The sequence below is a fragment of the Sorangium sp. So ce321 genome (assembly GCF_051530195.1).
In the GTDB taxonomy this organism is placed as follows: Bacteria; Myxococcota_A; Polyangia; order Polyangiales; family Polyangiaceae; genus Sorangium.
The window spans coordinates 11,729,651-11,753,326 of sequence record NZ_CP150329.1 but is presented as its reverse complement, the minus strand read 5'-3'; the positions used below and the strand labels follow the sequence as shown (position 1 = coordinate 11,753,326).

Below are 23,676 nucleotides of genomic sequence, written 5' to 3'. Positions count from 1 at the left end.
CACCGCGGTCCCGGACCGACCGCGCGACGCGAGGGGCGCCGGCGCTTGCTGCTGGGCGGGGGCGCCGAGGGCCGGGGCGCGCGGCGGGGGGTAGGTCCCGTGGGTGATCACCTCGAAGAGCCGCGGCATGTCGGCCTTCTGCACCCGGATGGGGAACGACTGCCCCCACGACTGGACGGGCACGATGAAGGCGTCGCCGTCGGCCTTGATCTCGCCGTCGATCGCGAAGTGATGCCGGCTCTCGGCTTCGCCCGTGCCGAGCGGCGCGACGGTCGCGGGAGCGCGAGGCGTCGCGTCGCCGTCGCCGTCGCGGTGCTTCTTCGCCGCTTCCCAGAGCGCCTTGCCGTTCGACACGGTCGCCACGGCGAACCCTGCTCGATCCGTGCGCTTGAGCGTGTCGTTGATGCGCGCGACGTCGTCGGCGGAGGGGCCGCCGCTCGTGACCGCGACCTCCGCCCCGAGCGCGTCGCGCATGAGGGTCGCGATCGAGTTCGCCGAGAGCAGCAGGTCGCCTTCCGCCGCCACGACGCCGGGCTGCCTGGCGTCGTCGGTTCGCTTCCCGTGCTGCGCGACGGCGTCCTGTCCGAGGAGCTCGACCAGGCCTCGGGCGAGCAGGTGATCGAGGAGGTGGCGATCCAGCTGTTGCCGGTCCGCCGCTCGGGTCAGGCCGCCGCGCTTTGCCCCGGCCGTCTTGAGCCCGTTGACGAGCGGCCGGGTCGGAGCCGGGCCGAGGGCGCGCGGGATCTCTCCGGTCATCACGCGCCGGAGGACGTCGAGGTCTTCGCTGAGCACCGCCTTGCCCTGGTCTTGCTGCGCGCCGAGCTCGCGGGCCCCGGGCGCCTGCGCGAACCGGCCGAGCAGCCGGCCGGTGAAGAGCGCGGCGACCAGGTGCGAGGTGGTGGCGAGATCGCCCTTCAGCATCGTGTAGAGGGCGCTGTTGATGCCGCAGTTGCTGAAGGCGGATTGCGACAGGGAGGCGGGGTTCTCGATGAGCTCACGCAGCCTGTCCACGATCGCGCGGTCGACGTTTAGCGACTCGAGCAGGCCTGCCAGGCTGTTCGCGGCCTGTTGCCTGGAGCCGTCGTTCGCCGGGCCGGACCACGCGCGGCTCTGCTCGGCGAGCGAGCCGAGGAGATCGTCGAGCGTCTTGCCCTGGCTCCGTGGGGTCGGCTCGACCTGCGCGCTGTCGGTGCGCGGCAGCGGGTCGAGGGCCACGCTCTCGCCGTCCAGCGCGGGGTTATAGCCTGCCAGCACGCTCGCCGGCGCTCCCGTGCGCTGCGCCGCGTCCGCCGGGGCGCCACCACGCTCGTTGTCCCGGGGAGCTTGCTCGGGATCTCCAGAGCGCTGCTGGCTGTCCTGGAGCTCTTGAGGCGGCTGGGTGCGGGGGCCGACGAGCTCGTTGAGGGCGTCTTTGCCCTTTTTCGCCAGCTCTTGCTCGAACCTGTCGGCGCGGTCCTCGAGGGTCTTGCGCCAGTTGCCCCCGAGCTTGGCGAGATCGACGGTGCGCGCGTTCTTTGTGCTCTCGTCGCCGATCTTGTCCTGCTTGAGGCCGCCGACGCTGGAGATGGGGTTGGCGGTCTTCTCGGTGGAGCGCCAGTCGTGGACGTAGCCGACGGTGCTGGGCGCGTGAGGCCCGGTGGTCTCGATGCCGATCTGGAGCGCGCCCTGCCTGCCCGGCCTGGGCGGGCGGTAACCGATGAACATGTGCCCGTGGGCGCCGTCGGGGAGGATGACGTCGCCGTTGAAGTCCTTGAGGCCGAGGCCGCCGACGGCGAGGTTGATGCCGTAGAGCTCTGTGTCGTCCAGCTTGGCCTTGATGGCGGCGAGCTGGCCGCCCTGCTCCTTGAACTTGCCATCGGCGAACGCGGCGTGGTGCGTCCCGAAGGCGCGCTTGAACACGCCGGGCCTTGGATTGCCGTCCTTGTCGGTGATGCCGAGCAGCTCTGTCAGCTCGTACGGAGAGCTGCTGGGGGGGATCTGGACGTTGACGCGGCCGCCGTGCGACAGGAGCTTGGCGACGGGCACGTCCTCGAGCGGAACATGGCTCTTGGCGCTATCGTCGTAGATCTCGGCGCCTTCCTGGAGCAGGTGGAAGACGTTCTTGAGCACCTCGAGCGACTGCCCGTGCCGCTTGACGACCTCGTCCTTGGAGAGCTTCTTTGGCTGCCGCAGGAACTTCTTCTGCGGGTCGAGCACGGCGCCCTTGTCGATGGCCGTGTTCGCATCGTCGTTGGGCTCGGTGTACTCGAGGGTCTTCGACCATTCCTCGATGATGCCCTGGTCGATGAGCCTGTTGAGCTGGTCTCGCCTGGCCAGGTCGGTCGTGTGCCTTGCCTCCATGGACAGGGCCAGGGCCGCCGGCGGGGTGCCCTCGAAGCGCTTGTCGGCCTCGCCGCTGTTCATCTGGCGCGAGACGTAGCTTGCGAGCACGACCTTGCTCGCCTTGTGGAGCTTGTGGAAGCCGCGGAACCGCTCGGGGTTGTCGCTCGGGTCGCGCGACAGGTACTTCTCGATCTGCTCGTGGGTGAGCATGCCGGAGGCGTTGAGCCAGGTCTGCCCCTGGGGGGTCGAGGAGAGCTGCTCGAAGGCGCTCCACTCGGCGTCGCTGAGCAGCTGGCCCTTGGGGAAGCGCCCTCCAAGCCGCGTCTTGGCCGTCGCGGGGTCGGCGGGGAAGCCGCCGGCGGTCAGCTGGCCCTGGATCGCGGGGAGGCCGCGCCTGGCGCTCTCGCGGCTGAGGAGGCCCGTGTCGGGCCGCCAGAGGGTGTTCTTGACGGCCTTGTCGACGATCCAGGTCACCTCCTCGACGGGGGTGGAGGTCTCGGGATCCGGCGCTCTCTCCGACGGCGGCTCCGGCTCTTCCTGGATCTCGTCCAGCTGCGATTGCGGGGCGGCTGTTTCACCCCCGGTGTCCGAAGCCGGGTTGTACCCTGCCAGCATGTCCGACGCGGCATCCCCGGGCGGATCACGCCGCTCGCCGCTCTGTGGGGCTTGCTCGGGGTCTCCAGAGCGCTGTTGGCTGTCCTGGAGCTCTTGCGGTGGCTGGGTGCGCGGGCCGAGGAGCTCGTTGAGGGCGTCTTTGCCCTTTTCCGCCAGCTCTCGCTCGAACCCGTCGGCGCGGTCCTTGAGTGTCTTGCGCCAGTTGCTCCCGAGCTTGGCGAGGTCGACGGTGCGTGCGTTCTTGGTGCTCTCGTCGCCGATCTTGTCCTGCTTGAGACCACCCACGCTGGAGATGGGGTTGGCTGTCTTCTCGGTGGAGCGCCAGTTGTGGGGGTAGGCGACGGTGCTTGGCGCGCCCGGGCCGGTGGTCTCCATGCCGATCTGGAGCGCGCCGGGCCTGCCCGGCTTGGGCGGGCGGTATCCGAGGAACATGTGTCCGTGGGCGCCGTCGGGGAGGATGACGTCGCCGTTGAAGTCCTTGAGGCCGAGGCCGCCGACGGCGAGGTTGATGCCGTAGAGCTCGGTGTCGTCGAACTTGGCCTTGAGGGCGGCGAGCTGGCCGCCCTGCTCCTTGAAGTTACCACCTGCGAACGAGACGTGGTGGGTGCCGACGAAGCGCTTGAACACGCCGGGCATGGGATTGCCCTTGCTGTCGGTGATGCCGAGGTGCTCGGTGAGCTCGTACGGAGAGCTGCTGGCGGGTATCTGGACGTTGACGCGGCCGCCGTGGGACAGGAGCTTGGCGACGGGCACGTCCTGCAGGGGGACATGGCTCTTGGTGGTGCCGTCGTAGATCTCGGCGCCTTCCTGGAGGAGGTGGAAGACGTTCTTGAGCACCACGAGGGACTGGCCGTGCCGCTTGACGACCTCGTCCTTCGAGAGCTTCTTGCCCTTGGTGAAGGTCAGGGTGTTGAGGAGCGACTTTGGAGCGAGCACGGCGCCCTTGTCGATGGCCGTGGTCGCAGCCTCGTTGGGCTCTGTGTACTCGAGGGTCCTGGACCATTCCTCGATGATGCCGTCGTCGATGAGCCTGTTGAGCTGGTCTCGCCTGGCCGTGTCGGTGGTGTGCCTGGCCTCCATGGACAGGGCCATTGCCGCCGGCGGAGTGCCCTCGAAGCGCTTGCCGTCCTCGCCGCCGTTCATCTGGCGCGAGACGTAGCTCGCGAGCACGACCTTGCTGGCCTTGTGGAGCTTGTGGAAGCCGCGGAATTGCTCGGGGTTGTCGCTCGGGTCGCGCGACAGGTACTTCTCGATCTGCTCGTGGGTGAGCATGCCCGAGGCGTTGAGCCAGGTCTGCCCCTGGGGGGTGGAGGAGAGCTGCTCGAAGGCGCTCCACTCGGCGTCGCTGAGCAGCGGTCCCCTGGGGAAGCGCCCTCCGAGCTGCTCCTTGGCGGTCGTGGGATCGGCGGGGAAGCGGCCGGCGCCCAGCGGGCCCTGGATCGCGGAGAGACCCTGCTTGGCGCTGTCGCGGCTGAGGAGGCCCGTGTCGGTGCGCCAGATGGTGTTCTTGACGGCCTTGTCGACGATCCAGGTCACCTCCTCGACGGGGGTGGAGGTCTCCGGATCCGGCGCTCTCTCCGACGGCGGCTCCGGCTCTTCCTGGATCTCGTCGAATTGCGCTTGCGGGTCCGCTGCCCTATCGCCGCTGTTCGAAGCGGGGTTGTACGCGCCCAGCATGTCCGCCGGGTCGCTGGTCTGGCCGTCACCGAGGCTGTTCGGGTCGGCGCTCGCGGCAGGGTTGAATCCGGTGGTGATCGCGCTCGGGCCCGGCCGGTTGCTGGCGCTGCGCGCGATGTTCTCGTTGATGCGCTGCCAGCTCGCCCGCCCCGCGGTGACCATGTCCGGGAGGTCGTTCTTGAAGAAGTCGCGCACCTCCTGGGTCAGCTGGTCCCTCGGCGCGGGGTTGGGGTCGTGATAGGAAGCGTAGGTCTCGGCGAACCACTCCTTGGGCGTGGAGAACTGGTAGTTGGAGACGGCGTTGTTGCGCGCGTCGGCGCGGTAGCTGACCCAGGTGTTGTAAGGGTCGACGTGGTAGATGCGGCCGTCGACCTCCAGCTCGTGGGACCCGCCGTCGGCCAGCGTCCAGGGCTGGGCCATGGCGATCTTGACGGTGCGTATGGCCCGCTCGAGCCTGTCCCTCAGGTCCGGGTCCGTGGCGGCGACCTTCGCGGGGAAGCTCTCCAGGGGAGCCATGTCCTTTCGCCGGAGTTCGGGATCGAGGAGGGAGGCGAAGCGCTCGATCAGGGGGAAGCCGTTGGGATCGCTCTGCCCCTCGTCGTCGAGCTTCTGCTGCGCCTTGTCGTCGGTGATGCCCGCCTTGGCGAAGATGGCGCGAGCGACGGCCTGGAGCTCCCGCGAGTCTTCGTGCTCCTGCCAGCCGCCGAAGCGGTCCTCGTGGGCGAGGCTACTCCAGTCGACCAGCTTGTCGATGGAGTGGGCGACCTCGTGGCGTATCGTCCACTTGAGCAGGTTGCCGTTGGCGAGCACGTCGGACACGCCGCCCATGACCTGGCGGCGTCCGACGATGCCGAGCGCCTCGTCCTGCTCCTTGCTGACGCCGGGGTAGTCCCGGATGGCGCCGCGATCCATCCGCTTTCGCTGCCAGTTCCAGCGCCGGTTGAGCCGGCTGTAGATGAAGGTGGGGACCTTCGGTGGATTGGCGATGTTGATGGTGTCGGTCTCCTCGTCGTACTCGCTCGCCGCTTGCTCCGAGGAGAGGGTGCGGATGATCTTCCGCAGCGTCGGACTGCCGGTGATGTGCGTGGGCGGCAGCTCACCGAGGGCCTTCTCGATATGATCGAGCATCTTGTGCGAGAAGTGCGTGCCGCCGGCGTCCTCGTCCGGTCCAATCTGCAGCTCGTACTGGTCCGCCAGCGCCTGCTCGCGCTCGGCGGCGCCCTTGTTGGCGACCAGCCCGGCGAGCCCATGTCCCCCGGTGCCGAGCGGGTCGCCGCCCCCCGTGGTGAGCTGGGTCAACGCATTGGGTTTCGGCGTCTGGCTCCGGGCGGGGTCGTTCGCGCCCGGCGCTTGCGACGGGAGATAGGTCCCGTAGGTGAAGACAGGGAAGAGGGAGGGCAGCAGGTCCTTCTTCACCTTGATGGAGAAGCTCTTCTGCCAGGTGTGCAGCGGGACGACGTAATGATCGCCATCCTCGGTGATCTCGCCGTCGATGACGACCTGGTGAGCGCTCGACGTGTCGCTCGTGGCCGCCTCGTCGAACGGCTTGACCTTCGTGGGATCCTTGGCGAGCTGCCCCGCGCGCTCGACGAGCCCCTTGCCGTCGAGGAACGTGGCCACGGCGAAGGGCGCCTGCCCGGGCCTCGCGAGCGCGTCGTTGATGCGGCCGACGTCGTAATCGTCGCCTTCGACCATGGTCTGGGCGTCGCCGCCGAGGATGCTGGTGAAGATCGTCACCAGCGAATCGGCCGAGATCCGCAGATCGCCGAGCTTCTTGGACGGGCCGGTCGCGTCCTTGTCCCGCGTGGCCGTCTTGTCGAGGTAACCGGGGATGACGCCGGAGGTATAATCGGCGTCGGCCTTGTACTGCTCGGGGGCGAGCGTGCTCAGCATCTTGCCGAGGCCGCGGGCCAGGAGGTAATCGAGGACGTGCTTGTCGGACCAGGCGCGCCCCTTGCCCTCGCGGTTGGCGATGTCGGCGCGCTTGGCGCCGGCCTTCTTGACGCCGTTCTGGAGCAGCTTGTTGCCGATGGGGGCGTCGTTCAGCGGGAGGTCGCCGCGGATGACGCGCTGGATGGGGTCGTCGGTCGCCTGGGTGCGCGTCGTCGCGCGGTGTTCCCCCTGGTCGTCGAGCGAGAAGTCGGCGAGCTGCTTGCCATCGCGATCGAAGAGCTTGCCGGTGAACTCGGCCGCGACGACGCGCGCGAACCCGGCCAGGTCGGACGTGAGCAGCGTGCGGAGCACGCTTTGCAGCGCGCAGGTGGCGAACTCGTGCTGGGAGAGGGAGTCGGGGGCGTCGATGAGCTCTGCGAGCCTGTCGACGAGCGACCTGTCCACGCCCTGAGAACGCATGATGTCGCCAAGGAGCTTCTTGGCGTCCTTCTTGTCCGCGGCGATGGCCGGATGAGACCATGTCTTGCTGGCGTCGATGAGCGTCTGCAAGGCGGCCTGCGTGTTGCCCAGGCCGTCGCGGGCGCCGTCGGTCGCCAGGACCGCGCTGTCGTCGGGTGCGCGCGTGGTGTCCTGAGGCGCGCCCGCCGCGCGCGGGCCGCTGGACGGTGCTCCGGTCGCGATGGTCGCGAGGAGGCCCGCGGTCACCGCGCTCGGGCTCGCAGCGCTCGATGAGCTCGCTGCGGGCGGCCGGTTGCCGGCGCTGCGGGCGATGTTCTCGTTGATGCGCTGCCAGCTCGCCCGCCCCGCGGTGACCATGTCCGGGAGGTCGTTCTTGAAGAAGTCGCGCACCTCCTGGGTCAGCTGGTCCCTCGGCGCGGGGTTGGGGTCGTGATAGGAAGCGTAGGTCTCGGCGAACCACTCCTTGGGCGTGGAGAACTGGTAGTTGGAGACGGCGTTGTTGCGCGCGTCGGCGCGGTAGCTGACCCAGGTGTTGTAAGGGTCGACGTGGTAGATGCGGCCGTCGACCTCCAGCTCGTGGGACCCGCCGTCGGCCAGCGTCCAGGGCTGGGCCATGGCGATCTTGACGGTGCGTATGGCCCGCTCGAGCCTGTCCCTCAGGTCCGGGTCCGTGGCGGCGACCTTCGCGGGGAAGCTCTCCAGGGGAGCCATGTCCTTTCGCCGGAGCTCCGGATCGAGGAGGGAGGCGAAGCGCTCGATCAGGGGGAAGCCGTTGGGATCGCTCTGCCCCTCGTCGTCGAGCTTCTGCTGCGCCATGTCGTCGGTGATGCCCGCCTTGTCGAAGATGGCGCGAGCGACGGCCTGGAGCCCCCGCGAGTCTTCGTGCTCCTGCCAGCCGCCGAAGCGGTCCTCGTGGGCGAGGCTCCCCCAGTCGACCAGCTTGTCGACGGAGTGGGCGACCTCGTGGCGTATCGTCCACTTGAGCAGGTTGCCGTTGGCGAGCACGTCGGACACGCCGCCCATGACCCGGCGGCGTCCGGTGATGCCGAGCGCCTCGTCCTGCTCCTTGCTGACGCCGGGGTAGTCCGCCAGGGCGCCGCGATCCATCCGCTTTCGCTGCCAGTTCCAGCGCCGGTTGAGCCGGCTGTAGATGAAGGTGGGTACCTCGATGTTCTTCGTCAAGCTGGGATTGACGATGTTGATGGTGTCGGTCTCCTCGTCGTATTCGCTCGCCGACTGCTCCGAGGAGAGGGTGCGGATGATCTTCCGCAGCGTCGGACTGCCGGTGATGTCCGTGGGCGGCAGCTCACTGAGGGCCTTCTCGATATGATCGAGCATCTTGTGAGAGAAGTGCGTGCCGCCGGCGTCTTCGTCCGGTCCGACCTGCAGGTTGTACCGCTCCGCCAGCGCCTGCTCGCGCTGGGCGGCGCCCTCGTTGGAGACCATCCCGGCGAGCCCGTGTCCACCGGTGCCGAACCTCTTACCCAACCACTCCGCTGTTGTGCGCCCTTGCGACGGCTGCCCCGTCCCCTGGTCCGGGGTCGCGGAGGCAGCGGCGGAGTTCTCCGTGCTGGCCGCGAGTGGCATGGCCGGCGGCTGCATCCCCGTGGTGATGGCGGTGGCCGGGCTCCCTGGGCGCCGCGCGGGCGGGGGCGAGGTCGTCTCTGACGGGGGCTGGCCGGCTCGCTCCGGCGCCTTGCCTCGAGCGTCCGGCGTCTCACCGGGCGGCTCTCGGCGCTCGTCGTCACCGGGGGCTTGCTCGGAACCTCCCGACCCGTCCTGGAGCTCCTGGGGCGGCTGGGTGCGGGGGCCGAGGAGCTCGGTGAGGGCGTCCTTGCCTTTTTGCTTCAGGTCCTGCTCGAACCTGTCGGCGCGGTCCTTGAGTGTCTTTTTCCAGTCGCTCCCGAGCTTGGCGAGGTCGACGGTGCGTGCATTCTTGGTGCTCTCGTCGCCGATCTTGTCCTGCTTGAGGCCACCGACGCTGGAGATGGGGTTGGCTGTCTTCTCGGTGGAGCGCCAGTTGTGGGGATAGGCGACGGTGCTTGGCGCGCCCGGGCCGGTGGTCTCCATGCCGATCTGGAGCGCGCCGGGCCTGCCCGGCTTGGGCGGGCGGTATCCGAGGAACATGTGCCCGTGGGCGCCGTCGGGGAGGATGACGTCGCCGTTGAAGTCCTTGAGGCCGAGGCCGCCGACGGCGAGGTTGATGCCGTAGAGCTCTGTATCGTCGAACTTGGTCTTGAGGGCGGCGAGCTGGCCGCCCTGCTCCTTGAAGTTACCACCTGCGAACGAGACGTGGTGGGTGCCGACGAAGCGCTTGAACACGCCGGGCATGGGGTTGCCCTTGCTGTCGGTGATGCCGAGGTGCTCGGTGAGCGCGTAGGGAGCGTTGCCGGCGGGGATCTGGACGTTGACGCGGCCGCCGTGGGACAGGAGCTTGGCGACGGGCACGTCCTGTAGCGGAACATGGCTCTTGGTGGTGCCGTCGTAGATCTCTGCGCCTTCCTGGAGGAGGTGGAAGATGTTCTTGAGCACCTCGAGCGACTGCCCGTGGCGCTTGACGACCTCGTCCTTCGAGAGCTTCTTGCCCTTGGTGAAGGTCAGGGTGTTGAGGAGCGACTTCGGAGCGAGCACGGCGCCCTTGTTGATGGCCGTGGTGGCCGCGTCGTTGGGCTCTGTGTACTCGAGGGTCCTGGACCATTCCTCGATGATGCCGTCGTCGATGAGCCTGTTGAGCTGGTCTCGCCTGGCCGTGTCGGTCGTGTGCCTTGCCTCCATGGACAGGGCCATTGCCGCCGGCGGGGTGCCCTCGAAGCGCTTGCCGTCCTCGCCGCCGTTCATCTGGCGCGAGACGTAGCTTGCGAGCACGACCTTGCTGGCCTTGTGGAGCTTGTGGAAGCCGCGGAATTGCTCGGGGTTGTCGCTCGGGTCGCGCGACAGGTACTTCTCGATCTGCTCCTGGGTGAGCATGCCCGAGGCGTTGAGCCAGGTCTGCCCCTGGGGGGTCGAGGAGAGCTGCTCGAAGGCGCTCCACTCGGCGTCGCTGAGCAGCGGTCCCCTGGGGAAGCGCCCTCCGAGCTGCTCCTTGGCCGTCGTGGGATCGGCGGGGAAGCCGCCGGTGCGCAGCTCACCCTGGATCGCGGAGAGACCGTGCTTGGCCCTGTCGCGGCTGAGTGGGCCCGTGTCGGTGCGCCAGATGGTGTTCTTGACGGCCTTGTCGACGATCCAGGTCACCTCCTCGACGGGGGTGGAGGTCTCCGGATCCGGCGCTCTCTCCGACGGCGGCTCCGGCTCTTCCTGGATCTCGTCGGTCTGCGGCTGCGGGGCGGCTGTTTCACCCCCGGTGTCTGAAGCCGGGTTGTACCCTGCCAGCATGTCCGCCGCGGCATCTCCGGGGGGATCACGTCGCTCGTTGTCCCGGGGAGCTTGTTCTGGATCTCCCGAGCGCTGTTGGCTTTCTTGGAGCTCCTGGGGCGGCTGGGTGCGAGGGCCGAGGAGCTCGGTGAGGGCGTCCTTGCCTTTTTGCTTCAGGTCCTGCTCGAACCTGTCGGCGCGGTCCTTGAGTGTCTTTTTCCAGTCGCTCCCGAGCTTGGCGAGGTCGACGGTGCGTGCATTCTTGGTGCTCTCGTCGCCGATCTTGTCCTGCTTGAGGCCACCGACGCTGGAGATGGGGTTGGCTGTCTTCTCGGTGGAGCGCCAGTTGTGGGGATAGGCGACGGTGCTTGGCGCGCCCGGGCCGGTGGTCTCCATGCCGATCTGGAGCGCGCCGGGCCTGCCCGGCTTGGGCGGGCGGTAGCCGAGGAACATGTGTCCGTGGGCGCCGTCGGGGAGGATGACGTCGCCGTTGAAGTCCTTGAGGCCGAGGCCGCCGACGGCGAGGTTGATGCCGTAGAGCTCGGTGTCGTCGAACTTGGTCTTGAGGGCGGCGAGCTGGCCGCCCTGCTCCTTGAAGTTACCGCCTGCGAACGAGACGTGGTGGGTGCCGACGAAGCGCTTGAACACGCCGGGCATGGGGTTGCCCTTGCTGTCGGTGATGCCGAGGTGCTCGGTGAGCGCGTAGGGAGCGTTGCCGGCGGGGATCTGGACGTTGACGCGGCCGCCGTGGGACAGGAGCTTGGCGACGGGCACGTCCTGTAGCGGAACATGGCTCTTGGCGTCGCCGTCGTAGATCTCTGCGCCTTCCTGGAGGAGGTGGAAGATGTTCTTGAGCACCTCGAGCGACTGCCCGTGGCGCTTGACGACCTCGTCCTTCGAGAGCTTCTTGCCCTTGGTGAAGGTCAGGGTGTTGAGGAGCGACTTTGGAGCGAGCACGGCGCCCTTGTCGATGGCCGTGGTCGCGGCCTCGTTGGGCTCTGTGTACTCGAGGGTCCTGGACCATTCCTCGATGATGCCGTCGTCGATGAGCCTGTTGAGCTGGTCTCGCCTGGCCGTGTCGGTGGTGTGCCTGGCCTCCATGGACAGGGCCATTGCCGCCGGCGGAGTGCCCTCGAAGCGCTTGCCGTCCTCGCCGCCCTTCATCTGGCGCGAGACGTAGCTTGCGAGCACGACCTTGCTGGCCTTGTGGAGCTTGTGGAAGCCGCGGAATTGCTCGGGGTTGTCGCTCGGGTCGCGCGACAGGTACTTCTCGATCTGCTCGTGGGTGAGCATGCCCGAGGCGTTGAGCCAGGTCTGCCCCTGGGGGGTGGAGGAGAGCTGCTCGAAGGCGCTCCACTCGGCGTCGCTGAGCAGCGGTCCCCTGGGGAAGCGCCCTCCGAGCTGCTCCTTGGCCGTCGTGGGGTCGGCGGGGAAGCGGCTGGCGCTCAGCGGGCCCTGGATCGCGGAGAGACCCTGCTTGGCGTTGTCGCGGCTGAAGAGACCGGTGTCGGTGCGCCAGATGGTGTTCTTGACGGCCTTGTCGACGATCCAGGTCACTTCCTCGACGGGGGTGGAGGTCTCCGGATCCGGCGCTCTCTCCGACGGCGGCTCCGGCTCCTCCTCGATCTCGTCCAGCTGCGATTGCGGGTCCACTGCCTTGTCCCCGCTGCCCGAGTCTGGGTTATGCCCTGCCTGCATATCCGCCAGAGCTTGCTCTTGAGCGGAGGCCATCGAGGACGGCGCTTGCGGCGGGAGAGCGGTGCCGTAGGTGATTGCCGCGAAGACCTTCGGCACGTCCTCCTTGTTCACCTGTACGGGGAAGGTGCGCCCCCAGGACTGGAGCGGCACGAGGATGGAGTCGCCCTGGTCCGTGATCGTGCCGTCGATCGTGGCGTGGTGTCCCGCGATCTTGGCGGGCTCGCCGAGCCGCGCGACCTTCCCGGGAGCGTGCGGAGCCGTGGAGCTTGCCTCATGCTCCTTCGCTGCGCTCCAGAGCGCCTCGCCGTCCATCACCGTGGCGATCGCAAACCCGGCCTGGTCCTTCTGCCGAAGGGCCTCATTGACGCGCTCGACGTCGTAGCCCCCGGGGGAGCTGCTGGTCATGACGGTGGCGTTCGCTCCGAGCGCCGAGCTGAGGATGCTCGAGACCGAGTTCGCCGAGGCCAGCAGATCGCCCTGCGCCGCGGCGACGCCGGGCTGATGGGCGCCGTCGGTCTGCTGCTCGAGCTTCGCGAGAGCGTCGGGGCCGAGCACCTCGACGAGGCCGCGGGCGAGCAGATGGTCGAGGAGGTGGCGCTCCACCGCCTCTCGGTCCTTGTCCGCCTTCAGGCTGTCGCTCTTGGCCTTGGCGGTCCGGAGGCCGTTGACGAGCGGCCTGGTGGGAGCCGGGCCGAGCGCTTGCGGGACCTCTCCTGTCATCACGCGCCGGATGAGCTCCAGGCTGTCGCTGAGCGCCCTCTTGCCCGAGCCCTGCGGTCCGGAGGAGTCGGCCCCAGGGGAATTCGCGAACTTGCCGAGCAGCTTGCCGGTGAAGAGCGCCGCGACCAGGTGGGAGGTGGTGGCGAGATCGTCCTTCAGCGTCGGGTAGAGAATGCTGGTGAGCGCGCAATTGGTGAAGGCAGACTGCGAGAGCGAGGCGGGGTTCTCGATGAGCTCGCGCAGCCTGTCGATGATCGAGGGGTTCACGTTCTGCCGCTGGAGCAGCTCGGTCAGGAGCTGTTTGGCATCCCTCTTGTTCTCGGCGGTGGCCGGGTGCGACCAGGCGCGACTCTGCTCCTCGAGTGAGTCGAGCAGCTCGTCGAGCGTTTTCTCTTGGTTATGGGCGCTCTGCTCGACCTGGGCAGTTCCTCCGGCGGTGGTCGGGGTGGGGGAGGTGGTCGCGTCCGGCGCTGCGGCTCCGGCGAGCGTATCGCCCGAGCGGCCCACTCCATCGTCCTGGAGCTCCTGAGGCGGCTGGGTGCGCGGGCCGAGGAGCTCGGTGAGGGCGTCCTTGCCTTTTTGCTTCAGGTCCTGCTCGAACCTGTCGGCGCGGTCCTTGAGTGTCTTCTTCCAGTCGCTCCCGAGTTTGGCGAGGTCGACGGTGCGTGCATTCTTGGTGCTCTCGTCGCCGATCTTGTCCTGCTTGAGGCCACCGACGCTGGAGATGGGGTTGGCTGTCTTCTCGGTGGAGCGCCAGTTGTGGGGATAGGCGACGGTGCTTGGCGCGCCCGGGCCGGTGGTCTCCATGCCGATCTGGAGCGCGCCGGGCCTGCCCGGCTTGGGCGGGCGGTAGCCGAGGAACATGTGCCCGTGGGCGCCGTCGGGGAGGATGACGTCGCCGTTGAAGTCCTTGAGGCCGAGGCCGCCGACGGCGAGGTTGATGCCGTAGAGCTCTGTGTCGTCGAACTTGGTCTTGAGGGCGGCGAGCTGGCCGCCCTGCTCCTTGAAGTTACCGCCTGCGAACGAGACGTGGTGGGTGCCGACGAAGCGCTTGAACACGCCGGGCATGGGGTTGCCCTTGCTGTCGGTGATGCCGAGGTGCTCGGTGAGCGCGTAGGGAGCGTTGCCGGCGGGGATCTGGACGTTGACGCGGCCGCCGTGGGACAGGAGCTTGGCGACGGGCACGTCCTGGAGCGGAACATGGCTCTTGGCGTCGCCGTCGTAGATCTCTGCGCCTTCCTGGAGCAGGTGGAAGACGTTCTTGAGCACCTCGAGCGACTGCCCATGGCGCTTGACGACCTCGTCCTTCGAGAGCTTCTTGCCCTTGGTGAAGGTCAGGGTGTTGAGGAGCGACTTTGGAGCGAGCACGGCGCCCTTGTCGATGGCCGTGGTCGCGGCCTCGTTGGGCTCTGTGTACTCGAGGGTCTTCGACCATTCCTCGATGATGCCGTCGTCGATGAGCTTGTTGAGCTGGTCTCGCCTGGCCGTGTCGGTGGTGTGCCTTGCCTCCATGGACAGGGCCAATGCTGCCGGCGGGGTGCCCTCGAAGCGCTTGCCGGCCTCGCCGTCGTTCATGTGGCGCGAGACGTAGCTCGCGAGCACGACCTTGCTGGCCTTGTGGAGCTTGTGGAAGCCGCGGAATTGCTCGGGGTTGTCGCTCGGGTCGCGCGACAGGTACTTCTCGATCTGCTCGTGGGTGAGCATGCCCGAGGCGTTGAGCCAGGTCTGTCCCTGGGGGGTGGAGGAGAGCTGCTCGAAGGCGCTCCACTCGGCGTCGCTGAGCAGCGGTCCCCTGGGGAAGCGCCCTCCGAGCTGCTCCTTGGCGGTCGTGGGATCGGCGGGGAAGCGGCCGGCGCCCAGCGGGCCCTGGATCGCGGAGAGACCCTGCTTGGCGCTGTCGCGGCTGAGGAGGCCCGTGTCGGTGCGCCAGATGGTGTTCTTGACGGCCTTGTCGACGATCCAGGTCACCTCCTCGACGGGGGTGGAGGTCTCCGGATCCGGCGCTCTCTCCGACGGCGGCTCCGGCTCTTCCTGGATCTCGTCCAGTTGCGTCTGCGGGTCGGCTGCGTCATCCCCGCTGTCCAGAGCAGGGTTGTACCCGGCCAGCATGCCCGCCGCGGCATCCCCGGGCGGATCGCGTCGCTCGTTGTCCCGCGGTTCCTGCGCGGGTTCTCCCGACCGTTGCTGGGCGTCCTGGAGCTCTTGAGGCGGCTGGGTGCGGGGGCCGACGAGCTCGGTGAGGGCGTCTTTGCCCCGCTGCGCCAGGTCTTGCTCGAACCTGTCGGCGCGGTCCCTGAGGGTCTTGGCCCAGTCGCTCCCGAGCTTTCCGAGGTCGACGGTGCGGGCGTTCTTGGTGCTCTCGTCGCCGATCTTGTCCTGTTTGAGGCCGCCGACGCTGGAGATGGGGTTGGCTGTCTTCTCGGTGGAGCGCCAGTTGTGGATGTAGCCGACGGTGCTGGGCGCGCCAGGGCCGGTGGTCTCGATGCCGATCTGGAGCGCGCCCTGCCTCCCCGGCCTGGGCGGGCGATAGCCGATGAACATGTGGCCATGGGCGCCGTCGGGCACGATGACGTCGCCGTTGAAGTCCTTGAGGCCGAGGCCGCCGACGGCGAGGTTGATGCCGTAGAGCTCTGTGTCGTCGAGCTTGGATTTGACGGCGGCAAAGTGCCCGCCCTCCTCCTTGAACTTACCATCGCTGAGCGCGACGTGGTGCGTCCCGAAGGAGCGCTTGAACACGCCTGTCGCGGGGTTGCCGTGCTTGTCGGTGATGCCGAGCAGCTCGGTGAGCGCGTAGGGAGCGCTGCCGGCGGGGATCTGGACGTTGACGCGGCCGCCGTGCGACAGGAGCTTGGCGACGGGCGCGTCCTTCAGCGGAACATGGCTCTTGGCGCTGTCGTCGTAGATCTCGGCGCCTTCCTGGAGCAGGTGGAAGACGTTCTTGAGCACGTCGAGCGACTGCCGGTGCCTGTCGACGACCTGTTCCTTGGAGAGCTTCTTTGGCTGCTGAAGGAACTTCTTGTTCGGGTCGAGCACGGCGCCCTTGTCGATGGCCGTGTTCGCATCGTCGTTGGGCTCGGTATACTCGAGGGTCTTCGACCATTCTTCGACGATGCCCTGGTCGATGAGCCTCTTGAGCTCCGCTCTCCTGGCCTGGTCGGTCGTGTGCTTCGCCTCCATGGAGATGGCGACCGCGGCTGGAGGGGTGCCCTCGAAGCGTCTGCCGTCCTCGCCGCCGTTCATCTGGCGCGAGACGTAGCTCGCGAGCACGACCTTGCTGGCCTTGTGGAGCTGGTGGAAGCCGCGGAACCGCTCGGGGTTGTCGTCGTCTTTACCCGACAGGTACTTCCTGATCTCGTCGAGCGTGAGCATGCCGGAGGCGTTGAGCCAGCTCTGCCCCTGGGGGGTGGAGGAGAGCTGCTCGAAGGCGCTCCACTCGGCGTCGCTGAGCAGCTTTCCCTTGGGGAAGCGCCCTCCGATCTGCTCCTTGGCCGTCCCAGGATCTCCGGGGAAGCTGCCGCCGCTCAGCTCGGCGGCGATCGCGGGGAGACCGCGCTTCGCCTTCTCGCGGCTCAAGAAGCCCGTGTCGGGCCGCCAGATGGTGTTCTTGACGGCCTTGTCGACGATCCAGGTCACCTCCTCGACGGGGGTGGAGGTCTCGGGATCCGGCGCTCTCTCCGACGGCGGCTCCGGCTCTTCCTGGATCCCGTCGGTCTGCGGCTGCGGGTCGGCTGCCTCGTCCCTGCTGTCCAGAGCGGGGTTGTACCCGGCCAGCATGTTCTCCGGCGCGTCCGGCGACGTTCGACCGTCGCCTCTGGAGGAGCCCTCGTCCACGGCGGGAGCGCGGGCACTTCGTACCGTATCCGGCGGGGCATCACCGGGCGGATCACGACGCTCGTCGTCCCGCGACTCCTGCTCGGGCCGATCCGATCGCTGCTCGGAGGCACGCTGCTGGGCGTCCTGGAGCTCTTGAGGCGGCTGGGTGCGGGGGCCGACGAGCTCGGTGAGGGCGTCTTTGCCCCGCTGCGCCAGGTCTTGCTCGAACCTGTCGGCGCGGTTCTTGAGGGTCGTGGCCCAGTTGCTGCCGAGCTTGCTCAGGTCGACGGTGCGTGCGTTCTTGATCTGGTCGTCGCCGATCTTGTCCGCCTTGAGGCCGCCGACGCTGGAGATGGGATTGGCCGTCTTCTCGGTGGAGCGCCAGTTGTGGACGTAGCCGACGGTGCTTGGGGCGTTAGGCCCGGTGGTCTCGATGCCGATCTGGAGCGCGCCGGGCCTGTCGTTCCTGGGCGGCCGGTAGCCGATGAACATGTGGCCATGGGCGCCGTCGGGCACGATGACGTCGCCGTTGAAGTCCTTGAGGCCGAGGCCGCCGACGGCGAGGTTGATGCCGTAGAGCTCGGTGTCGTCGAGCTTGGACTTGACGGCGGCGAGCGCGCCGCCCTGCTCCTTGAACTTGCCATCGCTGAGCGCGACGTGGTGCGTCCCGAAGGAGCGCTTGAACACGCCTGTCGCGGGGTTGCCGTGCTTGTCGGTGATGCCGAGCAGCTCGGTCAGCTCGTAGGGAGCGCTGCCAGGGGGGATCTGGACGTTGACGCGGCCGCCGTGGGACAGGAGCTTGGCGACGGGCACGTCCTTCAGCGGAACATGGCTCTTGGCGCTGTCGTCGTAGATCTCGGCGCCTTCCTGGAGCAGGTGGAAGACGTTCTTGAGCACGTCGAGCGACTGCCGGTGCCTGTCGACGACCTGTTCCTTGGAGAGCTTCTTTGGCTGCTGAAGCAGCTTCTTCTTCGGGTCGAGCACGGCGCCCTTGTCGATGGCGGTGTTCGCATCGTCGTTGGGCTCGGTATACTCGAGGGTCTTCGACCATTCGTTGACGATGCCCTGGTCGATGAGCCTCTTGAGCTCCGCTCTCCTGGTCGAGTCGGTGGTGTGCTCCGCCTCCATGGAGATGGCGACCGCGGCTGGGGGGGTGCCCTCGAAGCGCTGGTCGCCCTCGCCACCGTTCATCTGGCGCGAGACGTAGCTTGCGAGCACGACCTTGCTCGCCTTGTGGAGCTGGTGGAAGCCGCGGAACCGCTCGGGGTTGTCGTCGTCTTTCCCCGACAGGTACTTCTTGACCTCGTCGAGGGTGAGCATGCCGGAGGCGTTGAGCCAGCTCTGCCCCTGGGGGGTGGAGGAGAGCTGCTCGAAGGCGCTCCACTCGGCGTCGCTGAGCAGCTGTCCCTTGGGGAAGCGCCCTCCGATCTGCTCCTTCGCCGTCCCAGGATCTCCGGGGAAGCCGCCCGCGCGCAGGTCGTTGGCGATAGCGGGGAGACCGCGCTTCGCCTTCTCGCGGCTCATGATGCCCGTGTCGGGCCGCCAGATGGTGTTCTTGACGGCCTTGTCGACGATCCAGGTCACCTCCTCGACCGGCGTGGAGGTCGCCGGATCCGGCGCTCTCTCCGACGGCGGCTCCGGCTCTTCCTCGATCTCGTCGGATCGCGATTGCGGAGCGGCTGCCTCGTCCCCGCTGTCCGAGTCTGGGTTATGCCCTGCCTGCATATCCGCCAGAGCTTGCTCTTGAGCGGAGGCCATCGAGGACGGCGCTCGCGGCGGGAGAGCGGAGCCGTAGGTGATTGCCGCGAAGACCTTCGGCATATCCTCCTTGTTCACTCGCACGGGGAAGGTGCGGCCCCAGGACTGGAGCGGCACGAGGAAGGAGTCGCCCTGGTCCGTGATCGAGCCGTCGATCGTCGCATGGTGTGGCGCGGTCGTGGCGGTCCCGCCGAGCCGCGCGACGTTTTCGGAGGCGTCAGGAGTCGTGGAGCTGGCCTCATGCTCCTTCGCTGCGCTCCAGAGCGCCTTGCCGTCCATCACGGTGGCGATCGCAAACCCTGCCTGGTCCGTCTGCTGAAGGGCCTCATTGACGCGCGCGACGTCGTAGCCCCCGGGGGAGCTGCTGGTCACGACGGTGGTGTTCGCTCCGAGCGCCGAGCTGAAGATGCTCGCGACCGAGTTCGCCGAGGCCAGCAGGTCGCCCTGCGCCGCGGCGACGCTGGGCTGATTGGCGTTGTCGGTCTGCTGCTCGAGGTTGGCGAGGGCGTTGGGGCCGAGCAGCTCGACGAGGCCGCGGGCGAGCAGATGGTCGAGGAGGTGGCGATCCAGATCCTCTCGGTCCTTGCTCCGCTTCAGGCTGTCGCTCTTGGCCTTGGCGGTCCGGAGGCCGTTGACGAGCGGCCTGGTAGGAGCCGGGCCGAGCGCTTGCGGGACCTCTCCCGTCATCACGCGCCGGATGAGGTCCAGGCTCTCGTTGAGCGCCCCCTTGCCTGAGCCCTGCGGTCGTGAGGAGTCGGCTCGGGGGGAATCCGCGAACTTGCCGAGCGGCTTGCCGGTGAAGATCGTCGCGACCAGGTGGGCGGTGGTGGCGAGATCGTTCTTCAGCGTCGGGTAGAGGATGCTGGTGAGCGCGCAGTTGATGAAGGCAGACTGCGAGAGCGAGGCCGGGTTGTCGATGAGCTCGCGCAGCCTGTCGATGATAGAGGGGTTCACGTTCTGCCGCTGGAGCAGCCCGGTCAGGAGCCGGTTGGCATCCCTCTTGTTCTCGGCGGTGGCCGGGTGCGACCATGCGCGGCTCTGCTCCTCGAGCGAGTCGAGCAGCTCGTCGAGCGTTTTTTCCTGGTCATGGGCGCTCGGCTCGACCTGGGCAGTTCCTCCGGCGGTGGTCGGGGTGGGGGAGGTGGTCGCGTCCGGCGCTGCGGCTCCGGCGAGCGTATCGCCCGAGCGGTCCACGCCATCGTCCTGGAGCTCCTGAGGCGGCTGGGTGCGCGGGCCGAGGAGCTCGGTGAGGGCGTCCTTGCCTTTTTGCTTCAGGTCCTGCTCGAACCTGTCGGCGCGGTCCTTGAGTGTCTTCTTCCAGTCGCTCCCGAGTTTGGCGAGGTCGACGGTGCGTGCATTCTTGGTGCTCTCGTCGCCGATCTTGTCCTGCTTGAGGCCACCGACGCTGGAGATGGGGTTGGCTGTCTTCTCGGTGGAGCGCCAGTTGTGGGGATAGGCGACGGTGCTTGGCGCGCCCGGGCCGGTGGTCTCCATGCCGATCTGGAGCGCGCCGGGCCTGCCCGGCTTGGGCGGGCGGTATCCGAGGAACATGTGCCCGTGGGCGCCGTCGGGGAGGATGACGTCGCCGTTGAAGTCCTTGAGGCCGAGGCCGCCGACGGCGAGGTTGATGCCGTAGAGCTCTGTATCGTCGAACTTGGTCTTGAGGGCGGCGAGCTGGCCGCCCTGCTCCTTGAAGTTACCACCTGCGAACGAGACGTGGTGGGTGCCGACGAAGCGCTTGAACACGCCGGGCATGGGGTTGCCCTTGCTGTCGGTGATGCCGAGGTGCTCGGTGAGCGCGTAGGGAGCGTTGCCGGCGGGGATCTGGACGTTGACGCGGCCGCCGTGGGACAGGAGCTTGGCGACGGGCATGTCCTGGAGCGGAACATGGCTCTTGGCGTCGCCGTCGTAGATCTCGGCGCCTTCCTGGAGGAGGTGGAAGACGTTCTTGAGCACCTCGAGCGACTGCCCGTGCCGCTTGACGACCTCGTCCTTCGAGAGCTTCTTGCCCTTGGTGAAGGTGAGGGTATTGAGGAGCGACTTCGGAGCGAGCACGGCGCCCTTGTTGATGGCCGTGGTCGCGGCCTCGTTGGGCTCTGTGTACTCGAGGGTCCTGGACCATTCCTCGATGATGCCGTCGTCGATGAGCCTGTTGAGCTGGTCTCGCCTGGCCGTGTCGGTGGTGTGCCTTGCCTCCATGGACAGGGCCAATGCTGCCGGCGGGGTGCCCTCGAAGCGCTTGCCGGCCTCGCCGTCGTTCATGTGGCGCGAGACGTAGCTCGCGAGCACGACCTTGCTGGCCTTGTGGAGCTTGTGGAAGCCGCGGAATTGCTCGGGGTTGTCGCTCGGGTCGCGCGACAGGTACTTCTCGATCTGCTCGTGGGTGAGCATGCCCGAGGCGTTGAGCCAGGTCTGCCCCTGGGGGGTGGAGGAGAGCTGCTCGAAGGCGCTCCACTCGGCGTCGCTGAGCAGCGGTCCCCTGGGGAAGCGCCCTCCGAGCTGCTCCTTGGCGGTCGTGGGATCGGCGGGGAAGCGGCTGGCGCTCAGCGGGCCCTGGATCGCGGAGAGACCCTGCTTGGCGTTGTCGCGGCTGAAGAGACCGGTGTCGGTGCGCCAGATGGTGTTCTTGACGGCCTTGTCGACGATCCAGGTCACTTCCTCGACGGGGGTGGAAGTCTCCGGATCCGGCGCTCTCTCTGACGCCGGCTCCGGCTCTTCCTGGATCTCGTCGGTCTGCGGCTGCGGGGCGGCTGTTTCACCCCCGGTGTCCGAAGCCGGGTTGTACCCTGCCAGCATGTCCGCCGGGTCGCTGGCCTGGCCGTCACCGAGGCTGTTCGGGTCGACGTTCGCGGCAGGGTTCGTGGGCGCGGGCGGACTGACCGGCGCCTGCCTCCCCGTGGTGATGGCCGCGGCCGGGGTCGCGGAGCGCTGCGCGGGCGGCTGCGAGGTCGTCTCCGGCCGGGGCTGGCCAGGTCTCTCCGGCGCCTTCCCCTGAGCTCCCGACGTCTGTCCAGCTCCCGGGCGAGGATCTGATGTCTCCGGCGATTTGTCATCGTCCTCGTCCTCGTCCTCGGAGTCGCCGTCGTCCTCGTCCTCGGAGTCGCCGTCGTCCTCGTCCTTGTCCTTGTCCTTGTCCTTGTCCTTGTCCTTGTCCTTGTCCTCGGAGCCGCCCTCGACCTCTGAGTCGCCGTCGTCCTCAGCTTGGTCCTCGGAGTCGTCGTGGTCTGAGTCGATATCGCTCTGGTCACCGTCGCCGTCGCCAACGCCTCGCGCGGGCGACTGCGATGTCGTCTCCGGCAGGCGCGGGCCGGGGCTCTCCGGCGCCTTTCCTGGAGCGCTCTGCGTCGTCCCAGCTTCCGGGCGAGGACTCGAGGCCTCTGGCGTCTTGGCCGTCATCTGCTCCGGCGCGTCACCGGGCATCTCGCGGGGCTCGTTGCCCTTGGGGGCTTGCTCGTCCCCTCGCGGCCGCTGATCCGAGCTGCCCTGCCCGGGGTCCTCTGCGCCTCGCTTCGGGTCGGACGCGGCGTCACCCGGCTGAGCGCGGCGATCGCCGCCCCGCGAACCTCGCTCGGATCGATCCGACCCATCGGACGACTCGTCGGACGACTCGTCGAGCGACCCCTCGGACGACTCGTCGAGCGACCCCTCGGACGACTCGTCGGCGGCGCGCGGCGCGGTATCCTGGGTGTCCTGCGGCGAAATTTCGCGCGGGCCGACGAGGTTCTTGATCGCCTCTGTCGGGTTTTCCCTTACGTCGTGCGCGAACTGGTCCGCTCGGTCCTTGAGGGTCTTCTCCCAGTCGTCCCCGAACTTGTGCAGGTCCACGGTGCGGGCGTTCTTGCCCTTCTCGTCGCCGATCTTGTCCTGCTTGAGCCCGCCGACGCTGGAGATGGGGTTGGCGGTCTTCTCGGTGGACCGCGCGTTGTGGACGTAGCCAACGGTGCTGGGCGCGCCGGGGCCGGTGGTCTCCATGCCGATCTGGAGCGCCCCCCGCCTGTCCTTCTTGGGCGGGCGGTAGCCGATGAACACGTGGCCGTGAGCGCCGTCGGGCAGGATGATGTCGCCGTTGAAGTCCTTGAGGCCGAGCCCGCCGATGGCGGGGTTCATGCCGTAAAGCTCGGTGTCGTCGAGCGTGGACTTGACGGCGGCGAAGTGCCCGCCCTCCTCCTTGAACTTGCCCCAGCTGAGCGCCACGTGATGCGTCCCGAAGTCGCGCTTGAACACGCCGGTCGTCGGGTTGCCGTTCTTGTCGGTGATGCCGAGGAACTCTGTGAGCGCGTAGGGCGGGCTGCCCTTGGGGACCTGGATGTTGACGCGGCCGCCGTGCGACAGGATCTTGGCGACCGGCACGCCCTGGAGCGGTACATGCTTCTTCGAGCCGGCGTCGTAGATCTCGGCGCCGGCCTGGAGCAGGTGGAAGATGTTCTTGAGCACCTCGATCGACTGCCGGTGCCGGGCGAGGGCCTCGTCCTTCGGGAGCGTCTTGATGTCTGCGCGCATCAAGGTCTCCTTGAGCGTCCTCGGCGCCAGCACGGCGCGCTGGTCCATGGCTTCGATCGTGTCGGCGTTGGGCTCGGTGTGCTCGAACGTCTTGACCCACTCGTTGGCGATGCCCTGGTCGATCTGCCTGGTGAGCTCCTCCTTCCTCGCCGGGTCGGTCGTGTGCCTTGCCTCCATGGACAGGGCGATCGCCGCCGGCGGGGTGCCCTCGAAGCGCTTGCCGTCCTCGCCGCCGTTCATCTGGCGCGAGACGTAGCTCGCCATGACGACCTTGCTCGGCGGGTGGAGCAGGTGGAAGCCACGGAACTTCTCGGGGTTGTCGTTCGACAGGTACTGCTCGATCTCGCCGTGCGTGAGCATGCCCGAGGCGTTGAGCCAGGTCCGTCCCTCCGGGGTCGAGGAGAGCTCCTTGAAGGCGTCCCACTCGGCATCGCTGAACAGCGGTCCCCTGGGAAAGCGCTTCCCGATCTGCTTCTTTGCGCTCACGGGTTGGGCGGGGAAGCCGCCGCTGGTCAGCGGGCCGGCGAGCTTCGGGATGGCTCGCTTCGCCTTTTTGCGCATTCCTCTCCCCGTGGAGGTCCGCCACTTGCTCTTCTTGACGGTATTGGCCGCGATCCACGTCACCTTGTTGTCCTGCGCTGGGGCAGTCGTGGTGGACGAGCTTCCCGGCTGCGGTCCAGGGCGATCACGCCCCGGCTGCTGGGAGCCCTGCCCCGCGGGCGGTGACTTCGAGGCCGAGGGGCTGGTGGTCGTGCCCTGCGCGGCGGAAGCGGGTTGTTGCGTGGTGGTGCTCTTCCCGCCGGTCTCGCCGGTCTTGGGCGAGGTCTGAGCTGACGTGCCTTCCTTGGCGGCGGGCGCCTTCTCGGACAT

Annotated in this window: 1 protein-coding gene (running past one end of the window); it reads right to left on the bottom strand. The window is 68.1% G+C overall.

Going from position 1 to position 23,676, the window contains the following annotated elements:
* Nucleotides 1-23,676 carry the 5' portion of a hypothetical protein gene (locus tag WME89_RS43585; RefSeq protein WP_438005481.1) on the bottom strand. It extends 4,482 nt beyond the left edge of the window, so 23,676 of the gene's 28,158 nt are visible here — the first part of the coding sequence; its start codon is at nt 23,674-23,676; the stop codon falls past the left edge of the window.